Below are 16,027 nucleotides of genomic sequence, written 5' to 3'. Positions count from 1 at the left end.
GGGGCCTTGTCGGGTGCCAGGGACCAGCGGGTCCCAGGCCGGCGGTGCGCCGAGGAGCCTCGGCGCCGGGCTTGTGGGGTGGGCAGGGCGGGGGTCGCTCGGGCGTGAAGGGGCCGAGAAGCTGTGGGGCGAGGGGGTTCGGGGGCGGGCGGCAGGCGCTCGAAGAGGGGGGTTTGCCGGGGGGACGCGTCGGTTTGCGGGCGCAGCGGTTACGGTGCTGGCTGGAGAGCGGATTCACGGGGCCCCGGGTACGGAGGGGTCGCGGGGTCCACAGGGTGACTTGGGGGAGGCACGATGCCCGGAACCGTGCTGCTGCTCGCGGCCGCGCCGCTGGGCCGGGGGCGCCTGGTGGACGCGGCCGGTGTCCTGCCGGTGCTGGCCGCGGTCGCCCCCGCCGTACTGTCCGGTGCCGACACCGCGAACGTCGTCGAACTCGCCGACCCGCTGGAGCCGCAGGCCGTCCTTACCCGGCTGCGGGCCGCCGCGGCCTCCCCCGGCCCGCTCACCGTGTACGTCACCGGCCAGTTGCAGCTGGACCGCCGCCAGCACCAGCCGCACCTCGCCCTGGCCCGCACCACGCCGGCCACGGTCCGCTACACCGCGCTGCCCTGGCACTGGATCCGCGAGGAACTGCGCCTGCGCTCCGCCGCGGACACCGCGCTCGTCGTGGACCTGCACGCGGACACCGAGGCCTGGCGGCACGTCACCGAGCGCGGCCTCGACTCCGGCCGGAACACCGCCGTGTACGGCCGTATCGCCCCGGCGACGGGACGGCGGGGCCTTGCGGAGCCGGCGTACATGAAAACGGTGGCCACGCTCCTGCGCAGCGGCCACCGGCCCCCGCTGGACGCCTTGCACCAGCAGGCCGTGGGCCGTATCCCCCAGGAGACGAAGGGCAATCTGCTGCTGGCCGACGCGGGCGGCCACGCCGTACCCGCCGCCACCACCTCCCCCGCCACGTTCACCGCCCCTCTCCCCTCCCCCCGCCCCGAAGACCCGCACGCCGTCATCAGTGACGCCGTGCGGGCCGGGCGGCACGGGGAGGCCGACGGGATGGCCGCCCGGTACGAGGCGGAGGCGGCACGGGCGTACGGCGCCGGGTCGGAGCAGGCGCTGCACTGGAGCGAGGTGCGGGCCGATCTGGCGATGTTCGCGGGGGACCCGGTGCGCAGCTGCCGGGCCTGGCTGGTGGTGGCCCGGACGCGGCTGGCCGCCGGGCAGGCGGTGGACGCGCCCGCCGTGGAGGCGGCCGTGGACCGTGCCCACCACCAGTGGACCCGTATCAAGGACACGGCGCGGGCCCGTGAACTCGGGCCCGCGCTCGCGGAGCTGCGGTTGAGGGTGCCGGGCCGCCGGCGCGGCGCGCTGGAGAACGTCCAGCGGCAGCTGGGCCGGCTCCAGGCCGCCCCGTGACCCTTACCTGGTGAACGTGAGGTACTTCCAGGCGCCGTGCGTCGTGGAGTTCACGGTGTCACCGGACGCGCTGTTGATGTACGACGAGCGCACCCGGAACCGCCAGCCGACGTCCTCGCCGTGGTCGCCGGTGATGCGGACCTTGGAGACGCCGTCGGAGCCCAGCTTGAAGTACGCGGGGTCGCCCGGGTACCAGCGGCCCTGGTAGTACACCTCGAACTCGAACTTCTGCGCCCGGCCCGGGTAGTACGACATCTTCGTCGTGATCAGCGGGTCCTTGGTCTTGTGGAAGAAGTAGTACGTGTGGCCCCACGCCGACTTCGCCGTGTAGTGGCTGCTGACCGACGTGGACACGCTCACCCGGGCGCCGACGGTGCTCGCGGCGGACGCCGGCTTGTAGCGGGAGTCGCCCGCGAACTTCGCGGTGATCTTGGCGTCCCGCTTCAGGTCCAGCGTGACCGACAGGTTGCCGTCGGAGTTGACCTTGCCGGACTTCACCAGCTTGTTCGGCTTGTCGCCGCCGAACGGGTCGGCCCAGATCTCCACCGTACGGTTCTTGTACGTCGTCCCCAGGTGCGCGGTGAACTTGACGTCCTGGCCGTAGGAGTAGACCTTGCCGTTGTTGTTGACGGTCAGCGTCGGCTTGGCGCGGGAGACCTCGACGGAGTCCGAGCCGGAGGCCGCCGCGTGGCCGGCGTCGCCGGCGTAGGCCACCGTGTACTTCACCTTGCCGCCGGCCGGCGGGGTGTCGGTGAAGGAGAACGTGCCGTCGGCCTTGGTGACCGCCGCCGCGAGGGCCTTGCCCGTCGGCGACTCCAGGTCGGTGCGGGTCACGGTCAGCCTGGTGCCGGCGGGGACGGCCGCCTTGGAGGCGACCTTGCCCTTGACGGTGAGCGGCTTGGCGCGGGTGGCGGTGGCCGGCGCGTCCACGGTGACGGTGGAGACCGCCTTGGTGGGCGCGATCAGGACGCGCAGGGAGTACACGCCCTCGCTGTTGCGGGTCACCGCGAACAGCCGGGAGCCGTCGGGTGCCCAGGCCAGACCGCCCCGGGCCAGCAGGTCGGAGCCGCTGGTGGTGCCGGTGTTCGGGAAGTCGTAGGTGCGGACCGCCTCGCTGCTGCCGGGCTTGAAGACGTAGACGTCCGGCTCGTAGGAGCCGTCGATACCGGCCGCGACCGTGCCGTCGGGGGCGATGGCGACGGAGTTGGGGTACGCGTCCGTGACGTACTTGCCGTCCTCGTTGAGGTCGGAGGTCCGGAACACCTGCTGGTAGTACGGCGCGCCGCTGGCCACCACGACGTCCTTGCCGTCGGGGGTGACCTGGAGGTCGCCGAGGTTGCTGCCGGCCTCGCGGGTGCTCGCCACCTTGGTGGCGGTGCCCGACGAGACGTCGTACGAGGCCAGTTCGACCGGGCTCTGCCCGACCGCACCGGCGATCAGGGTGCTGGAGCCGGGCGCGGCGTCCAGCAGCGGGGCCGCGTACCAGCCGTTGTCCTGGCCGAGGGTGACCGTGTGGTCCTCGGTGGTCAGGTCGACGGAGCCGATGTTGCCCTCGGCGGCGCCGCCGTAGCCGAACCACAGTTTGCCGCCCGCGAGGGCGACGCTGAGCGGCTTGTCGCCGACCTCGTACCGGGTGGTCTCGGTGTCGGTGGCGGTGTCGAAGACCGCGATGGCGTCGAGGTCCTGCACGGCCGCGTAGAGCGTGCCGGAGTCGGCGGACAGCTCCAGGCCCTGGACGCCGGAGAGGTTGGTGGTGATCTCCTTGAACGGCTTGCCGTTCAGGTCCGTCACCACGATCTTGCCGTTGAGCGGGTCGCTGACGAAGACCTGCTGGTGGACGGCGTCCACGACGATGTCACCGGTCTGCCTGACCGGCAGGGCGGTGGTGGAGTCGGCGGACGCCGGTGTCGCGGCGAGAGCCGCCGAGCTGAAGAGGACCGCCAGGGTGGTGGCTGCCGTGAGAGAGCGCTTGCGCACGCTGATTCGAACCCCCCGGAACGAATGAGAAAAAAAGACATGGGTGCCGCGCGGGCATGGCGATGCGTCTGCCCCCTGTGCATGAGCCGTGTGCGCCTCGTGCGGCGAGTGTGGAAAGACTAGGTCATGCCACTGACAAAAGCGCGAGGGCCCCTCCCGGACATGCTCAGGGCGTACAGCGGGGCAGCCGCCGCGCCCGGGGGTGGCGCGGCGGCTGTGGGTCAGTGCTTCTGGAGGGTCGTCAGCTCACGTCAGCGCGGCCACGCGACGAACGGGATGCGACCGGAGTGCACCGTGGCACCGCTGTCGCGTCCGCCGCCGCCACCCCGAAGGCCACCCGGGTCGGCGATTCGGAAGCGCGGGGCGGCCCGTTGCCTGGGTCGCACTCCCGCGGTACCCGAGTGCCGTCACGCGCCGCTTCGGCCGCCCGGCGCGCCCGTCGGCGTCAGCGATCCGCCTGCTGGGTCGCCGCTGTCGCGGGTGCCGGTGTGGTGCCGGCCGCGCGGGCCGGGCCGGCGTTGGCCGCGAGGAGGAGGGCCGTGGCGGCTGTGACGGCGGCGATGATCGCTCGGGCGGTGGACGTTCGGCCGATCGGGCGGATGCGGGAGTGGGGCGGTGCGTAGGGTGCGGATGTACGTCCGGGCACGGCGACCTCGCAACACAACAGCGGCGTGTTAAGCATGTTTAATTCGCCGTTTAACCTAGGGGCTGCCGGAGCGCAACGGCAAGGGGTGTCAGGGGAGTTGGGGGGCATGGGTATGCGGGAGCGGGACGACCCGGAGGTCATCGGGCGGCGGGTACAACGGCTGCGCAGCCAACGCGGGCTGACACAGCGGCAGTTGGCGGAGCCCGCGTACACACCCGCCTACATCTCCACCCTGGAGGCCGGGCGGGTCCGCGCCTCCGACGAGGCGCTGCGGCACATCGCGGACCGGCTCGGGGTCGCCTTCGAGGAACTGGCCGTCGGCCGGCCCGCCCACCTCGCCACCGACCTGCGGCTGCGGCTCACCGAGGCCCAGCGGGTCCTCGCCGACGGCCGGGCCGAGGAGGCCGCCGCCCAGTACGCCGTGCTGCGCGCGGAGGCCGAGGCCCACGCGCTGGGGTACGAGCACGCCGCCGCGCTGCTCGGCCTCGGGGAATGCGCCCTGGAGACAGGGCAGTTGACCGCGGCGCGCGAGTACTTCGAGCAGGCCGAGGAACGGCTGGCCGACAAGGCCCTGCCGGTCCGCGTGCCCGCCCTGCGCGGCCGCGCCGTCGCCCACTACCTCGCCGGTGAACTCCGCTACGCCGTCTACCTCCTGGAGACCGCCCTCGACGAGCTGAACCGGGGCGGACTGCACGACCCCGACGCGCTCCTGCTCCTCTACGCCAGCATCATCGGCCCGTACATGGACATGGGCGCCCACGCCCGCGCCGCCCAGGCCGCCGAGTTCGCCCTCGCGCTCGCCCCGCAGGCCGGCGACCCCGCGCTGATCGCCCGGATGCACCGCTCGGTGGCCCGCACCCTGCTCGCCGAGGGCCGGGCCGCCGAGGCCGACGCCTCCCTCGCCAAGGCCGCCGAGCTGTACCGCCGGCTGAGCCTGCGCACCGAGCTGGCCAACTGCCACTGGATGCGCGGCTACGTCTGCGCCCAGAACGGCGAACTGGAGCGCGCTGAGGAGGAGTTGCGGCAGGCGTACGCCATGCTGTCGGAGACCCGGGCCGCCCTCTACCGCAGCCAGACCGCCGTCGAACTCGCCGACGTCCTGCACCGCCGGGACAAGTCGGAGGAGGCCGCCGAGCTGCTGGAGGGCGTCCTCGGGGACTTCTCCTCCGAGCGCGGCGCCGTGCACGCCGCCGCCGCGCACCGCCTCCTCGGCATCATCGCCGAGGACGCCCGGGACACCGAGGCCGCCGAGGAGCACTACGTCCGCGCCCTCAGCCTCCTGGAACGCGCGGGCGCCGCCGGTGACCTCGCCGACCTGTGCCGACTCCTCGGCGACCTGCTCCGCCGTACGGGCCGTGTCGAGGCCGCCCTGGACGCCTACCGCACCGGCCTCGGCCCCCGCACCACCCCCGGCACCACCACGCTCGGCCCGGCCCCGGCCCAGCCGCCGCTCTGAGGCCTCACACCTGCGCCCGGCCCTGCTTGCGGATGTCGGCCAGGCGCAGGGCGCCGACCTGCACGGCCGCCTGGGTCGCGTCGTTCGGTACGTCGCCCAGGCTGCCGTTGGTCAGCGCGAACGCGTCCTCGCCGACCCGGACGGCGGCCACGTCCAGGGTGAGCAGGAACTCCTGTTCGTCGGGTGTCATACCGGCGAGGGTGACGCGCAGGCCCTGGCGGGCGTCACCGACCTCGGGCAACGGGGCGTCCACGACCTGTACGTCCTCCACCAGCCCCAGCTCCGTGGTCGCCGTGAACCGCGCGCACCGCGCCGGCAGTGTCCGCAGCCACGCCAGCACGGCGTCGACGTCCGCCGGGCGACGGGCGCCGATCTGGTAGCGGAGCTGGGCGTCGGTGTCGGTGTCGTCCAGGCCGACGGCGATGCGGGCCGGGCCGCCGAGCAGTTCGTCGCTGTACAGGGCGTCCAGCAGCGGCTGGCACTCCCCGGCCGTGGTGTGCGCCTTCAGCAGTCCGTCGTGCCAGGTGGCCGCGCCCCGGGTGGAGGTCCAGGGGGCGCCGAGGTCGGTCGCGGTGAGCAGCGCGGCCTGTGCCTGATCGTCGCTGAGCGAGGAGCCGTCGGCCCGCGCGGACGCCTTGGACGTCGGGGCCGGCCGGTCGAGCGTGGGCAGGGGGTGGGGCGCGCTCGCCGGGTGCTTCAGACCGAGGGCCGCGCAGCCGCCGGCGGTCAGCAGGCCGGCGCCGATCAGGGGGAGGACGACGGCACGGGGGAGGTGGGGTATCGCGGGGGACATCGTGCCTCCTGGGCTGCGTGCGGCCGGGGTGCCTGATCTCACGGCATCACCGCCCTGACCTGGCCACCAGCGCTCCGGGCCGTACGGGTGAGGCGGCGGCGGAAAATCCGTGGTGCGGTCCTCGCGGGGCCGGTACGGTGCCGTCCATGCAGCGCGCCCACCTGTGCCCGTCGAGCACGACGACGCCGGAGACCGTCCCGGCGCGCTGACACCTGACCAGCACCGAAGCCCCGGGGCGCACGCCCCGGGGCTTCGTCGCGCACCGGGACGTCCGCCTCCCGCACCCAGGAGACCCGGATGAACGACCAGCTGCCCGACCACCGCCGCCTCGGCCGCGAACTCGGCCTCTTCGACACCGACCCCCTGATGGGCGCCGGCCTGCCGTACTGGCTGCCCGACGGGGCCGTCGTGCGGCACACCCTGGAGGAGTACATCCGGGACGCCGAACGCCGGGCCGGCTACCGGCACGTGTACTCGCCCGCGCTCGGCAAACGGGAGCTGTACGAGATCTCCGGGCACTGGGACCACTACCGCGACGACATGTACCCGCCGATGCGGCTCGGCGCCGAGGAGGTCGTCCTGCGGCCCAGCCTCTGCCCCCACCACGCCCTGATCTACCGCTCCCGCTCCCGCAGCTACCGCGAACTCCCGCTCCGCATCGCCGAACTGGGCGCCATGCACCGCGCCGAGCTGTCCGGCGTGCTCGGCGGCCTGACCCGGGTCCGCGCCATCCACCTCAACGACGCGCACGTCTTCTGCACCCTGGACCAGGCGGTGGCGGAGGCCCGCGCCGCCCTGGAGCTGATCGCCCGCGCCTACGCCGACCTCGGCATCGAGGCCGTACGCCACCGGCTCTCGCTGCCCGGCGCGGGCGGCAAGTACGTCGCCGACCCGGAGCTGTGGCGCCGGGCGACCGGGCTGCTGCGGGAGGTCCTCGCCGAGGCCGGGGTGGCGTACGAGGAGGCGGAGGGCGAGGCCGCGTTCTACGGCCCGAAGATCGACGTGCAGATCGCGGACCCGGCCGGCCGCGAGTCCACCCTGTCCACCGTGCAGATCGACTTCCACCAGCCCGCCCGCTTCGATCTGCGCTACATCGGCGCCGACGGCGCGAAGCACCGGCCGGTGATGGTGCACCGCAGCATCATCGGCAGCGTCGAACGGGCCGTCGCCCACCTCGTCGAGACCCACGGCGGCGCGTTCCCGGCCTGGCTGGCCCCCGTCCAGCTGGCCGTGCTGCCGGTGGCCGAGGAGCAGGTCGAACCGGCGGCGGCGCTGGTCCGCGAGGCGCTCGCCCTGGGCCTGCGCGCCGAACTGGCCGGCCCCTGGGAGGGCACCCTGGGCGCCAGGATCCGCGCGGCCCGCCTGGTGCCGTACCAGGCGGTGATCGGCGCACGCGAGGCGAGCGCCGGCCTGGCCGCCGTACGCCTGCGCGACGGCGACCGCCCCGGAGCGCTGCCGGCACCCGACCTGCTGCGCCGGATCACCGAACGGGTGGCGGCACGCGGCCCCGCACTGTGGGACGGGGGTGCCCGCGCCTCTGAGCCGAGCTGCGGTTCACCCACCTGAAAGGCGCGGGGAACCGCGCGAGCGGCCGGCACGGACCCGCGTCCGGCGAACGACCCGCACCCGGACCTGACGACCGCCGTCCGGCACCGGTCACGTCGGCTCGGCCTGATCTAAGGTCGGCACGACGGAAGGAGTCCGCCGTGGACGGTCAGCCCATTCCCGTGATCATCGACTGCGACACCGGCGTCGACGACGCCCTGGCCCTGCTGTTCGCCGTGCGCCACCCGGGACTCGACCTCCGGGCGGTGACCTGCGTGGCCGGGAACACCGACGTGGACGGGGTGGTCCGCAACACCCTCACCGTGCTGGAGCAGGCGGGCGCCCCCGACATCCCGGTGGCCCGGGGTGCCGAGCGCCCGCTGCTGGAGCCGGCCCGCCCGGCCCCGGTGCACGGCGTCGACGGCATGGGCGACCTGGGCCTGCCCGCGCCCGCCCGGACCCCCGTGGCCGTCGACGCCGTCACCCTCCTGCGCCGCGAGATCCTGGCCTCCCCGCGCCCGGTGACACTGATCCCGACCGCGCCGCTCACCAACATCGCCCTGCTGCTGCGCACCCACCCCGAGGTCACCCGGAACATCGAGCGGATCGTGTTCATGGGAGGGGCGGTGGCCACCGGCAACGCCACGCCGGTCGCGGAGTTCAACGTCTGGCACGACCCGGAGGCGGCGGCGATCCTGCTGACCGCCGGGGTGCCGATCACGATGTACAGCCTGGACGTCTTCCAGCAGGTCGTCGTGGACAGCGCCGAGGTCCACCGGCTGCGCGCCAGCGGCGAGCCCGGCACCCGCCTCGCCGGTGAGCTGCTCGCCCACCGGCCGGCCCACCAGGGCGAGCCGCCTCAGGCGGAGGAGGCGGGCGGCCTCGGCGACGCGGGCGCGGTCTGCGCGGTCGCCGACCCGCACGGCATCACCACCCGCCTGCTCCCGGTCGAGGTCTCCCTCGCCCCTGGCCCCACCAGGGGCCAGACCGTCGTCGACCGCCGCCCCCGCCTCGGCGAGTCCGAGATCCACGAGGGCGGCCGTGAACGCGCCCTGGTCGACGTGGCGTTGGAGGTGAACGCCGACCGGTACGTGAAGCTGTACCTGGAGACGGTCGCGCGCTAGCCGCTACTCGGCGGCGGACGGGGAGACCGCCCAGCGCTCCTCCACCCGGGCGACCTTCCAGTACGCCAGCGCCGCCGCCCACACCACCACGAACAGGCCGACGATGAGGTAGCCGACGTGGTCGAGGTCGAGGCCGGCGATCCAGCCGGTGATGTCGTCGTGCAGGCCGAACCTCTCGTGCAGGACGCCGACCAGTTCGATGGTGCCGATGAAGAAGGCGACGGCGATGGACAGCCCGGTGATGGCGAGGTTGTAGAAGACCTTGCGGACCGGGTTGGAGAACGCCCACTGGTAGGCGAAGTTCATGAACGTGCCGTCGAGCGTGTCGAACAGGCTCATCCCGGCGGCGAAGAGGAGGGGCAGGCAGAGGACCGCGTACCAGGGCAGGCCCGCCGCCGCGCCCGAGCCCGCCATCACCATCAGCGTGACCTCGGTGGCCGTGTCGAAGCCGAGCCCGAAGAGGAAGCCGAGCGGGTACATCTGTCCCGGCCGCGAAATGGACTTCGTCAGACGGCCGAGGACGCGGTTCATGAACCCCCGCGAGTCCAGGTGCTGTTCCAGCTCCTTCTCGTCGTACGCGCCCGCCCGCATCGCCCGGAAGACCTTCAGGATGCCCACCAGGGCGATCAGGTTCAGGGCGGCGATGAGGTAGAGGAACGTGCCGGAGATCGTCGTACCGAGGAAGCCGAGCACCTGGTGGGTGGTGGAGCCGTCGTTCATGACCTTCCCGGCCAGCGAGGTGCCGCCCGCGATCAGCAGCGCCAGCAGCACCACCACGCTGGAGTGGCCGAGCGCGAACCAGAACCCCACCGACACCGGCCGCTTCCCGTCGGCCATCAGCTTCCGGGTGGTGTTGTCGATCGCCGCGATGTGGTCGGCGTCGAAGGCGTGCCGCATGCCGAGGGTGTAGGCGGTGATGCCGAGCCCGACCCCGAAGACGTCGGTGCCGACCTTGTAGTGCTCGGGCGCGACGAGGAGGTACAGAATTCCGAAGGCGACGACGTGCAGGGCGACGATCACCGCCATCAGCCCCACTGTCTTGACGGTGTCCTCGCGTCGCCAGCGGAAAGACGCGGCATCGGCCATGGGTTCACGCTCCAGCACCTCGTGGATCACTTCGTGAGCTGCCGTGGCCGGTCTCCTGGCTTACGGGTCGTACGTCCGCCGTCCCTGCCTTCCCGGTCATGCGACCAGTGGCCCGGCGATGCCGGACGGAACGGGAACTCCCCGATCACAGTGGCGAGGGCCGCGTCGACCTTCCATCGACTTCCCGAACACCACGGCCCGCCCACCGTAGAGGGGCACGCGGTTTCCTGCATAGCTGCGCACCTGCGCAGGTATCGAAGATCACAAACAGCGGGCCTGCCAGACTGGCCCCATGCATCTCGTGCCTGCCGACCGAGCCGACCGTCGTTCCATCGACGGGCATCGGGTGTGCGAGGCGATCGCCGCCATCGGTGAGGCGGGGCGTCTGCGCACCTGGGCCGACCGTTTCTCGCTGCTCGCCGATGCCAACCGGCTGGCGCTGCTGCTCGCCCTGCACCGTACCGGGCCGCTCGCCGTGTCCGATCTCGCGATCGCCACGGGGATGAACGACCCCGCCGTCTCCCAGGCCCTGCGGCTGCTGCGGGCGGCCGGGGTCGTGGCGGGGGAGAAGGAGGGGCGCGTGGTGCGGTACCGGGTGGTGGACGCGGACGTTCGGGGGCTGTTGGAGCACTGCGTCGGCTGAACGGCCGCTAAAGGTTCCCTTTCCGGGCAAGGTGGACAGATACAGATTCCGTACTGTCGTCCGTCCCCTGGGAGCCCGTATGGCAGACCTCTCGCCGGACCTCTCGTCCAGGAACCCCGACTGGTGGCGGCAGGCCGTCATCTACCAGGTCTATCCGCGCAGTTTCGCCGATGCCGACGGTGACGGCCTCGGCGACCTCCGGGGCATCACCGACCGGCTGGGCCATCTCGCCACGCTCGGCGTGGACGCCCTGTGGCTGAGCCCCTTCTACCCCTCCGAACTCGCCGACGGCGGCTACGACGTCATCGACCCGCGCGGGGTCGACGAGCGCCTCGGCACCCTGGACGACTTCGACGCCCTGGTGGGTGAGGCGCACCGGCTCGGGCTGAAGGTCGTCGTGGACATCGTTCCCAATCACACCTCCCATCTGCATCCCTGGTTCCAGGAGGCGCTGCGCGCCGGGCCCGGCTCCGCCGCCCGGGAGCGGTACGTCTTCCGGCCGGGGCGTGGCGCGCACGGTGAACTGCCGCCCAGCGACTGGCAGTCCGTGTTCGGCGGCAGCGCCTGGCGGCGGGTGCCCGACGGCGAGTGGTACCTGCACCTGTTCGCCCCCGAACAGCCCGACCTCAACTGGGACGACGAGGAGGTCCGCGCCGACTTCCGCACCACCTTGCGGTTCTGGTCCGACCGGGGCGTGGATGGTTTCCGCGTGGACGTCGCCCACGGCCTGGCCAAGGACCTCACCGAGCCGCTGCGGGACCTCGGGGACATCGGCGCGACCGGCGAGCAGGCCCTGCCGCTGATGCCGCCGGGCAGCCATCCCTACTGGGACCGCGACGAGGTCCACGAGATCTACCGCGACTGGCGCAAGATCTTCGACGCCTACAGCCCGCCCCGCACGGCCGTCGCCGAGGCCTGGGTCCCCGGTGCCCGCCGCGCCCTGTACGCCCGTCCGGACGAACTCGGCCAGGCCTTCAACTTCGAGTACCTGGAGGCGCGCTGGGACGCGGAGGAGCTGCGGGACGTCATCACCGCCTCACTGGTCACGGCCCGGACCGCCGGGGCCTCCGCGACCTGGGTGCTGTCCAACCACGACGTCGTACGCCACGCCTCCCGGCTCATGCTGCCGGCCGGCACCGACCCGGCCGCCTGGCTGCTGTCCGGCGGCACCGCGCCCGTGATCGACGCGGCGGCCGGGCTGCGCCGGGCCCGGGCGGCGACCCTGCTGATGCTGGCGCTGCCCGGCTCGGCCTACCTCTACCAGGGGGAGGAACTGGGCCTGCCCGAGGTGGCCGACCTGCCCACCGAGGTGCTCCAGGACCCGATCTGGGAGCAGACCGGCCATGTCCGCAAGGGCCGCGACGGCTGCCGGGTGCCGCTGCCGTGGACGACGACCGGACCGTCGTACGGCTTCGGGCCCGGGGCCGGCTGGCTGCCGCAGCCGGCGTCCTTCGCGGCGTACGCCGTCGAGGCGCAGGCCGGCACCGAGGGTTCCACGCTGGAGCTGTACCGCTCGGCCCTGCGGCTGCGCCGCAAGCTGCTCCAGGGCGAGACGCTGACCTGGGCGCCGGACGCGCCCGCCGACGTCCTGGACTTCAGCCGCACCGAGGCCTGGCGGAACGTCACCAACCTCGGCGCGCAGCCGGTACCGCTGCCGCCGGGCGAGGTCCTGCTGAGCAGTGGCCCGGTGCCGGAGGGGAGGGTTCTGCCGCCGGACACCACGGTGTGGCTGGCCTAGCCGGCCGGCGTACTGGGGCTGGGCGTGACGCCGCCGCCCGTACCGCCGCCGCCCGTGCCGCCACCACCGGCGCCGCCGAGGTCCAGCGGCGTGGACGTGGCGGTCGGCGGCGGGGTGAGCACCACCTCCGGCTGGCCCGCCGCCGGGGCCGGCGGCGTCAGGTCGGACGAGGGCAGCTTCGGCGGGGTGGTCTGGTTGAAGATGGTCTGGTCGAAGTCGACCAGACCGGTCTTCTCCATCACCGTGATGTGGTCCAGCACGGTGTCGTTGGCCTGGTCGGCGAGGGCCCGCACCAGCGAGTTCTTGGTGGTGGAGCGGATCTTCGCGATCGTGTTGAAGATGGAGCCGTGCGTCATCCGCAGGATGTTGGCGAAGTCGGTGTCGAACTGCTTGCCGCTCTCACCCTTCAACTGGTTGACGAAGCCCACCTGTTGCGGACTCGCCACGTTGGGCAGCGTGATGTTCAGCATGGGGCCGATCTTGCGGCAGGAGGCGTCCAGCGCGGCGTGCCCGTCGATCAGGTGCTCGCTGGCCGTCTTGACCCCCTTGGTGGAGCCCTTCTGCAACCCGATCTGGCCGAGCGGGTACTCCCACAGGCCGGCCGCCCGCACCTTGACCACGAAGTCCCGGTCGGCCTCGGTGAGCGGTCCCCACTGTGTCTGCGCGATGATCCGCGACTGTGAGCTGGAGACGGTGCTCAGCCCGAGCATGCTCGGGTAGGCGAGGGCCGCGAGGGTCAGGGCCATCGCACCGCCCACGAAGAGAGTTCCCGTCGCGTTCCGCGAAAAGCGCACCGTTCCTCCTGCCTGTGGGTCCCGCCCATGGTTCGGACGCACAGCAGTACGGATGCGGAGGCGGTTCGTCTCAGTGCTCGCGAGTAAAGAATCTCCCGGGTGCGGTTGACGGAAGGTTGACCGCTCCCCGGCACAAGGTTGACCACTCCTCGGGAGAAGGCAGACCGGGCTCGCCCCTAGATTCGCCGCATGCCCCCACCGTCACCGCCCCGGCCCCCCGCCGCGCTGCCCGTCCTGCCCTACCGCAAGCCCACCAAGGGCCGCGACTACTGGGTGCTGGACGACGTCCTGCCGGACGTCGACGCCGTACGGGAACGGTGCCTGGCCAAGGACGACTGGGTCGAGGGGTATCCGTACACCTCCGAGACCTGGCCCGGCCTGCGCGCCATGCCGGGTCTGGAGCCGGGTGAACTCGCCCGGATCGAGCGGCTGGTGCGGAAGGCGACCGGGGCGAAAGAGCTGTGGGTGCAGCGGGCGCCCGGCGGCGGCACCCTCAACCACAACTGCGTCCAGGTGGTCGGCGAGGGCGAGAGCGAGCCCCGCCCGCACACCGACTCCCGCGCGCTGTGCCGGTACGCGGCCGTGCTCTACCTCAACCCCGGGGTGCCCAAGGACTGCGGGACCGCCTTCTACCGCCAGTCGCTGCCCGGCGGCCGGCTCGGCGGCAACGTCGTCCAGGCCCCGCACACCAACCTGGTCGAGGCGCTGGGGACGCGGTACGTCCCGGCGGACCACTTCGAGGAGGACGTGCGCGTCCCGCACCGGTACAACCGCCTGCTCCTCTACCACGCCAACCTGGTGCACAGCGCGACCGGTTACTTCGGCCGGACGCTGGAGGAGAAGCGGATGACGGCGGTGTTCTTCTGGATGGCCTGACCGGTACGACGGGCCCCGCACACTCGCGCGCGTGGCCGCGGGTGGTGTGAGGAGGCCGGGTGCGCGGTACGGATGGCCGTATGAGCAGTGTCGCCATCGTGGGAGCCGGGCCGGGGCTCGGGACCGCCGTCGCCCGGCGGTTCGGACGGGAGGGGTTCGCCGTCGGGCTCGTCGCCCGGGACCGGGGGCGGCTGGACGCGATCGTCGACGGACTCGCGGCCGAGGGTGTCACCGCCCGCGGGTTCGGCGCCGACGTGCGCCGGCCCGAGCAGCTGGCCGCGGCGCTGGGCGAGCTGGCCGACGCCCTCGGGACCGTCGAGGTGCTCCAGTACAGCCCGGTGCCGCACCGCGACTTCATGCGGCCGGTGCTGGAGACCCGGCACCGGGACCTGGTGGGGCCGATCGAGTTCTCCGTGTACGGGCCGGTGGCCGCCGTGCAGCAGGTGCTGCCGGGCATGCGGCGGCTCGGGCGCGGGACGATTCTCTTCGTCAACGGCGGAAGCGCCGCCGTACCCCATCCCGAGCGGGCCGGCACCTCGATCGCCTTCGCGGCGGAGAGCGCGTACGGGCATCTGCTGCACGACCGGCTGGCGGGCGAGGGCATCCATGTCGCCCAGCTGATCATTCCCGGGGCCATCACAGCGGGTCACGCGCGCAAGGACCCGGACGTGCTCGCGGAGAGGCTGTGGACCCTGCACCGGGAGCGGCACGGATTCCGGCACTACGCCGACGACCTCGACAGCTGACCGGCCGCTGACCGGCCGGAAGCGGTCACCCTGCGGGGAGTGACGTTGTGAGCCAATATGGGGCTGTTGGCCGCTTTGCTCTCTTCAAAGGGGGCCTCAATGGCTGTCGAAATCCCTCCGCTCGTCAAACCATCCCGGCTCAGGAGCCGGGGCGGGCTGCTCGGCGAGTGCCTGGCGGAGTTCCTCGGAACCTTCGTCCTCATCTCCTTCGGCTGCGGCGTGGTCGCGATGGCGGTCGCCGCACTGCCCGGATCGGGCCGGGCCGCCACCGCCACCACGATCTTCCTCGCGGCCGGCGACTGGCTTCTGATCACCTGGGGCTGGGCGCTGGCCGTCGTTTTCGGCGTCTACGTGGCCGGCGGGATCAGCGGCGCCCATCTGAACCCGGCCGTGACCCTGGCCATGGCCGTGCGCCGCGGCTTCCCCTGGCTCAAGGTGCTGCCGTACTGGTTCGCCCAGGTCGTCGGCGCCCTCACCGGCGCCGCGCTGGTCTACCTCGTCTACCACAACGCGATCGACGCCTACGACAGCGCCGTGACGGGGCCGAAGGTGAACGGGCACACCAACGCCACGTTCTCGATCTTCGCGACGTTCCCGGCGCCGTACTTCCACGGCGGCATCTGGGGCCCGCTGATCGACCAGATCGTCGGCACGGCCTTCCTGCTCATGTTGATCGCGGCCGTGATCGACCTGCGCAACCAGGCCGTGAAGGCCAACCTCGCGCCGCTGATCGTGGGCTTCGTCGTCGCCGCGATCGGCATGTCCTACGGCGCGAACGCCGGCTACGCCATCAACCCGGCCCGTGACTTCGGGCCGCGCCTGCTCACCTACGCGGCGGGCTGGGACAGCCTGGCGTTCCCAGGGAGCGTGCCCGGCTCGTTCAGCGCCTACTGGTGGATCCCGATCGTCGGTCCGCTGATCGGCGGCACGATCGGGATTGTGATCTACGACCTGTTCATCGGCGACGTGCTGCTCGTCCGGTCCGAGCTGGCCGAGGGCCCGGAGCCGGGCCGGTCGACCCCTGTACGGACCACCGACGAGGAGTAGTCGCCAGGTGCCGGGCCGGGGGGGGGGGGGGGGGGGTCCCCCCCCCCCCCCCCCCCTCGCCCCCCCCCCCCCCCCCCCCCACAACCCCCCCCCCCCCCCCCCCCACCCCCCCCCCCTCGGGGCCAAAAGCCTTGGCGCCCCCG

Annotated in this window: 13 protein-coding genes and 1 riboswitch; of the genes, 9 read left to right on the top strand and 4 right to left on the bottom strand. The window is 72.9% G+C overall.

Translation table 11 applies throughout. The features are described 5' to 3' along the window. Positions 1-294: 294 nt before the first annotated feature. Positions 295-1,413 (top strand): hypothetical protein, encoded by a 1,119-nt coding sequence (locus ACZ4WH_RS08365; RefSeq protein WP_468177920.1) that lies wholly within the window; start codon positions 295-297, stop codon positions 1,411-1,413. A gap of 3 nt (positions 1,414-1,416) precedes the next feature. Here the strand turns inward: ACZ4WH_RS08365 and ACZ4WH_RS08360 are convergent, their stop codons facing one another. Further along, positions 1,417-3,390 carry an Ig-like domain repeat protein gene (locus ACZ4WH_RS08360; protein ID WP_468177919.1) on the bottom strand — a complete coding sequence of 658 codons (1,974 nt, stop codon included), beginning with the start codon at positions 3,388-3,390 and terminating at the stop codon, positions 1,417-1,419. A gap of 758 nt (positions 3,391-4,148) precedes the next feature. On the opposite strand from ACZ4WH_RS08360, the gene ACZ4WH_RS08355 reads away from it, so the two are divergent. After that, complete coding sequence (locus tag ACZ4WH_RS08355; protein WP_468178299.1) at positions 4,149-5,492, top strand: helix-turn-helix domain-containing protein; 1,344 nt, start codon at positions 4,149-4,151, stop codon at positions 5,490-5,492. Positions 5,493-5,496: 4 nt separating this feature from the next. Here ACZ4WH_RS08355 and ACZ4WH_RS08350 read toward each other — a convergent pair whose 3' ends face one another. Further along, positions 5,497-6,285 carry a hypothetical protein gene (locus ACZ4WH_RS08350; protein WP_468177917.1) on the bottom strand — a complete coding sequence of 263 codons (789 nt, stop codon included), beginning with the start codon at positions 6,283-6,285 and terminating at the stop codon, positions 5,497-5,499. A 297-nt stretch (positions 6,286-6,582) separates the two neighbouring features. Here ACZ4WH_RS08350 and thrS point away from each other — a divergent pair, with 297 nt between their 5' ends. Beyond that, entirely contained in the window at positions 6,583-7,851 is a 1,269-nt protein-coding gene (gene thrS, locus ACZ4WH_RS08345; RefSeq protein ID WP_468177915.1) for a threonine--tRNA ligase, read from the top strand. Between the two features lie 140 nt (positions 7,852-7,991). Continuing rightward, entirely contained in the window at positions 7,992-8,954 is a 963-nt protein-coding gene (locus ACZ4WH_RS08340; protein ID WP_468177913.1) for a nucleoside hydrolase, read from the top strand. Positions 8,955-8,957: 3 nt separating this feature from the next. On the opposite strand, the gene nicT is transcribed toward ACZ4WH_RS08340, so the two are convergent. After that, complete coding sequence (gene nicT, locus ACZ4WH_RS08335; protein WP_468177911.1) at positions 8,958-10,040, bottom strand: Nickel transporter NicT; 1,083 nt, start codon at positions 10,038-10,040, stop codon at positions 8,958-8,960. Positions 10,041-10,068: 28 nt separating this feature from the next. Next, a riboswitch (cobalamin riboswitch) is annotated at positions 10,069-10,251 on the bottom strand. Positions 10,252-10,332: 81 nt separating this feature from the next. On the opposite strand from nicT, the gene ACZ4WH_RS08330 reads away from it, so the two are divergent. Beyond that, a complete protein-coding gene (locus ACZ4WH_RS08330; RefSeq protein WP_468177909.1) occupies positions 10,333-10,683 on the top strand; it encodes an ArsR/SmtB family transcription factor in 351 nt (116 codons plus the stop codon). A gap of 79 nt (positions 10,684-10,762) precedes the next feature. Beyond that, complete coding sequence (locus ACZ4WH_RS08325; protein ID WP_468177907.1) at positions 10,763-12,421, top strand: glycoside hydrolase family 13 protein; 1,659 nt, start codon at positions 10,763-10,765, stop codon at positions 12,419-12,421. On the opposite strand, the gene ACZ4WH_RS08320 is transcribed toward ACZ4WH_RS08325, so the two are convergent. Next, positions 12,418-13,179 carry a DUF4142 domain-containing protein gene (locus ACZ4WH_RS08320; protein ID WP_468178297.1) on the bottom strand — a complete coding sequence of 254 codons (762 nt, stop codon included), beginning with the start codon at positions 13,177-13,179 and terminating at the stop codon, positions 12,418-12,420. The genes ACZ4WH_RS08325 and ACZ4WH_RS08320 overlap by 4 nt on opposite strands. Before the next feature lie 225 nt (positions 13,180-13,404). On the opposite strand from ACZ4WH_RS08320, the gene ACZ4WH_RS08315 reads away from it, so the two are divergent. The 3 genes from ACZ4WH_RS08315 (at position 13,405) to ACZ4WH_RS08305 (ending at position 15,884) form a co-directional block, all read left to right on the top strand. Next, entirely contained in the window at positions 13,405-14,091 is a 687-nt protein-coding gene (locus tag ACZ4WH_RS08315) for a DUF6445 family protein (RefSeq protein WP_468177905.1), read from the top strand. A gap of 80 nt (positions 14,092-14,171) precedes the next feature. Then, entirely contained in the window at positions 14,172-14,837 is a 666-nt protein-coding gene (locus ACZ4WH_RS08310; protein ID WP_468177903.1) for an SDR family NAD(P)-dependent oxidoreductase, read from the top strand. A gap of 99 nt (positions 14,838-14,936) precedes the next feature. Next, entirely contained in the window at positions 14,937-15,884 is a 948-nt protein-coding gene (locus ACZ4WH_RS08305) for an MIP/aquaporin family protein (protein WP_468177901.1), read from the top strand. Positions 15,885-16,027: the final 143 nt, after the last annotated feature.

The organism is Streptomyces sp. NPDC029138 (assembly GCF_055564375.1).
The sequence above is the reverse complement of the archived record's forward strand: the minus strand, read 5'-3'. Positions and strand labels throughout refer to the sequence as shown.

Coding starts and splice junctions, on each gene's coding strand:
- ACZ4WH_RS08365 (WP_468177920.1), top strand. CDS start 295: ATGCCCGGAACCGTGCTGCTGCTCGCGGCCGCGCCGCTGGGCCGGGGG.
- ACZ4WH_RS08355 (WP_468178299.1), top strand. CDS start 4,149: ATGCGGGAGCGGGACGACCCGGAGGTCATCGGGCGGCGGGTACAACGG.
- ACZ4WH_RS08350 (WP_468177917.1), bottom strand. CDS start 6,285: ATGTCCCCCGCGATACCCCACCTCCCCCGTGCCGTCGTCCTCCCCCTG.
- thrS (WP_468177915.1), top strand. CDS start 6,583: ATGAACGACCAGCTGCCCGACCACCGCCGCCTCGGCCGCGAACTCGGC.
- nicT (WP_468177911.1), bottom strand. CDS start 10,040: ATGGCCGATGCCGCGTCTTTCCGCTGGCGACGCGAGGACACCGTCAAG.
- ACZ4WH_RS08330 (WP_468177909.1), top strand. CDS start 10,333: ATGCATCTCGTGCCTGCCGACCGAGCCGACCGTCGTTCCATCGACGGG.
- ACZ4WH_RS08325 (WP_468177907.1), top strand. CDS start 10,763: ATGGCAGACCTCTCGCCGGACCTCTCGTCCAGGAACCCCGACTGGTGG.
- ACZ4WH_RS08315 (WP_468177905.1), top strand. CDS start 13,405: ATGCCCCCACCGTCACCGCCCCGGCCCCCCGCCGCGCTGCCCGTCCTG.
- ACZ4WH_RS08310 (WP_468177903.1), top strand. CDS start 14,172: ATGAGCAGTGTCGCCATCGTGGGAGCCGGGCCGGGGCTCGGGACCGCC.
- ACZ4WH_RS08305 (WP_468177901.1), top strand. CDS start 14,937: ATGGCTGTCGAAATCCCTCCGCTCGTCAAACCATCCCGGCTCAGGAGC.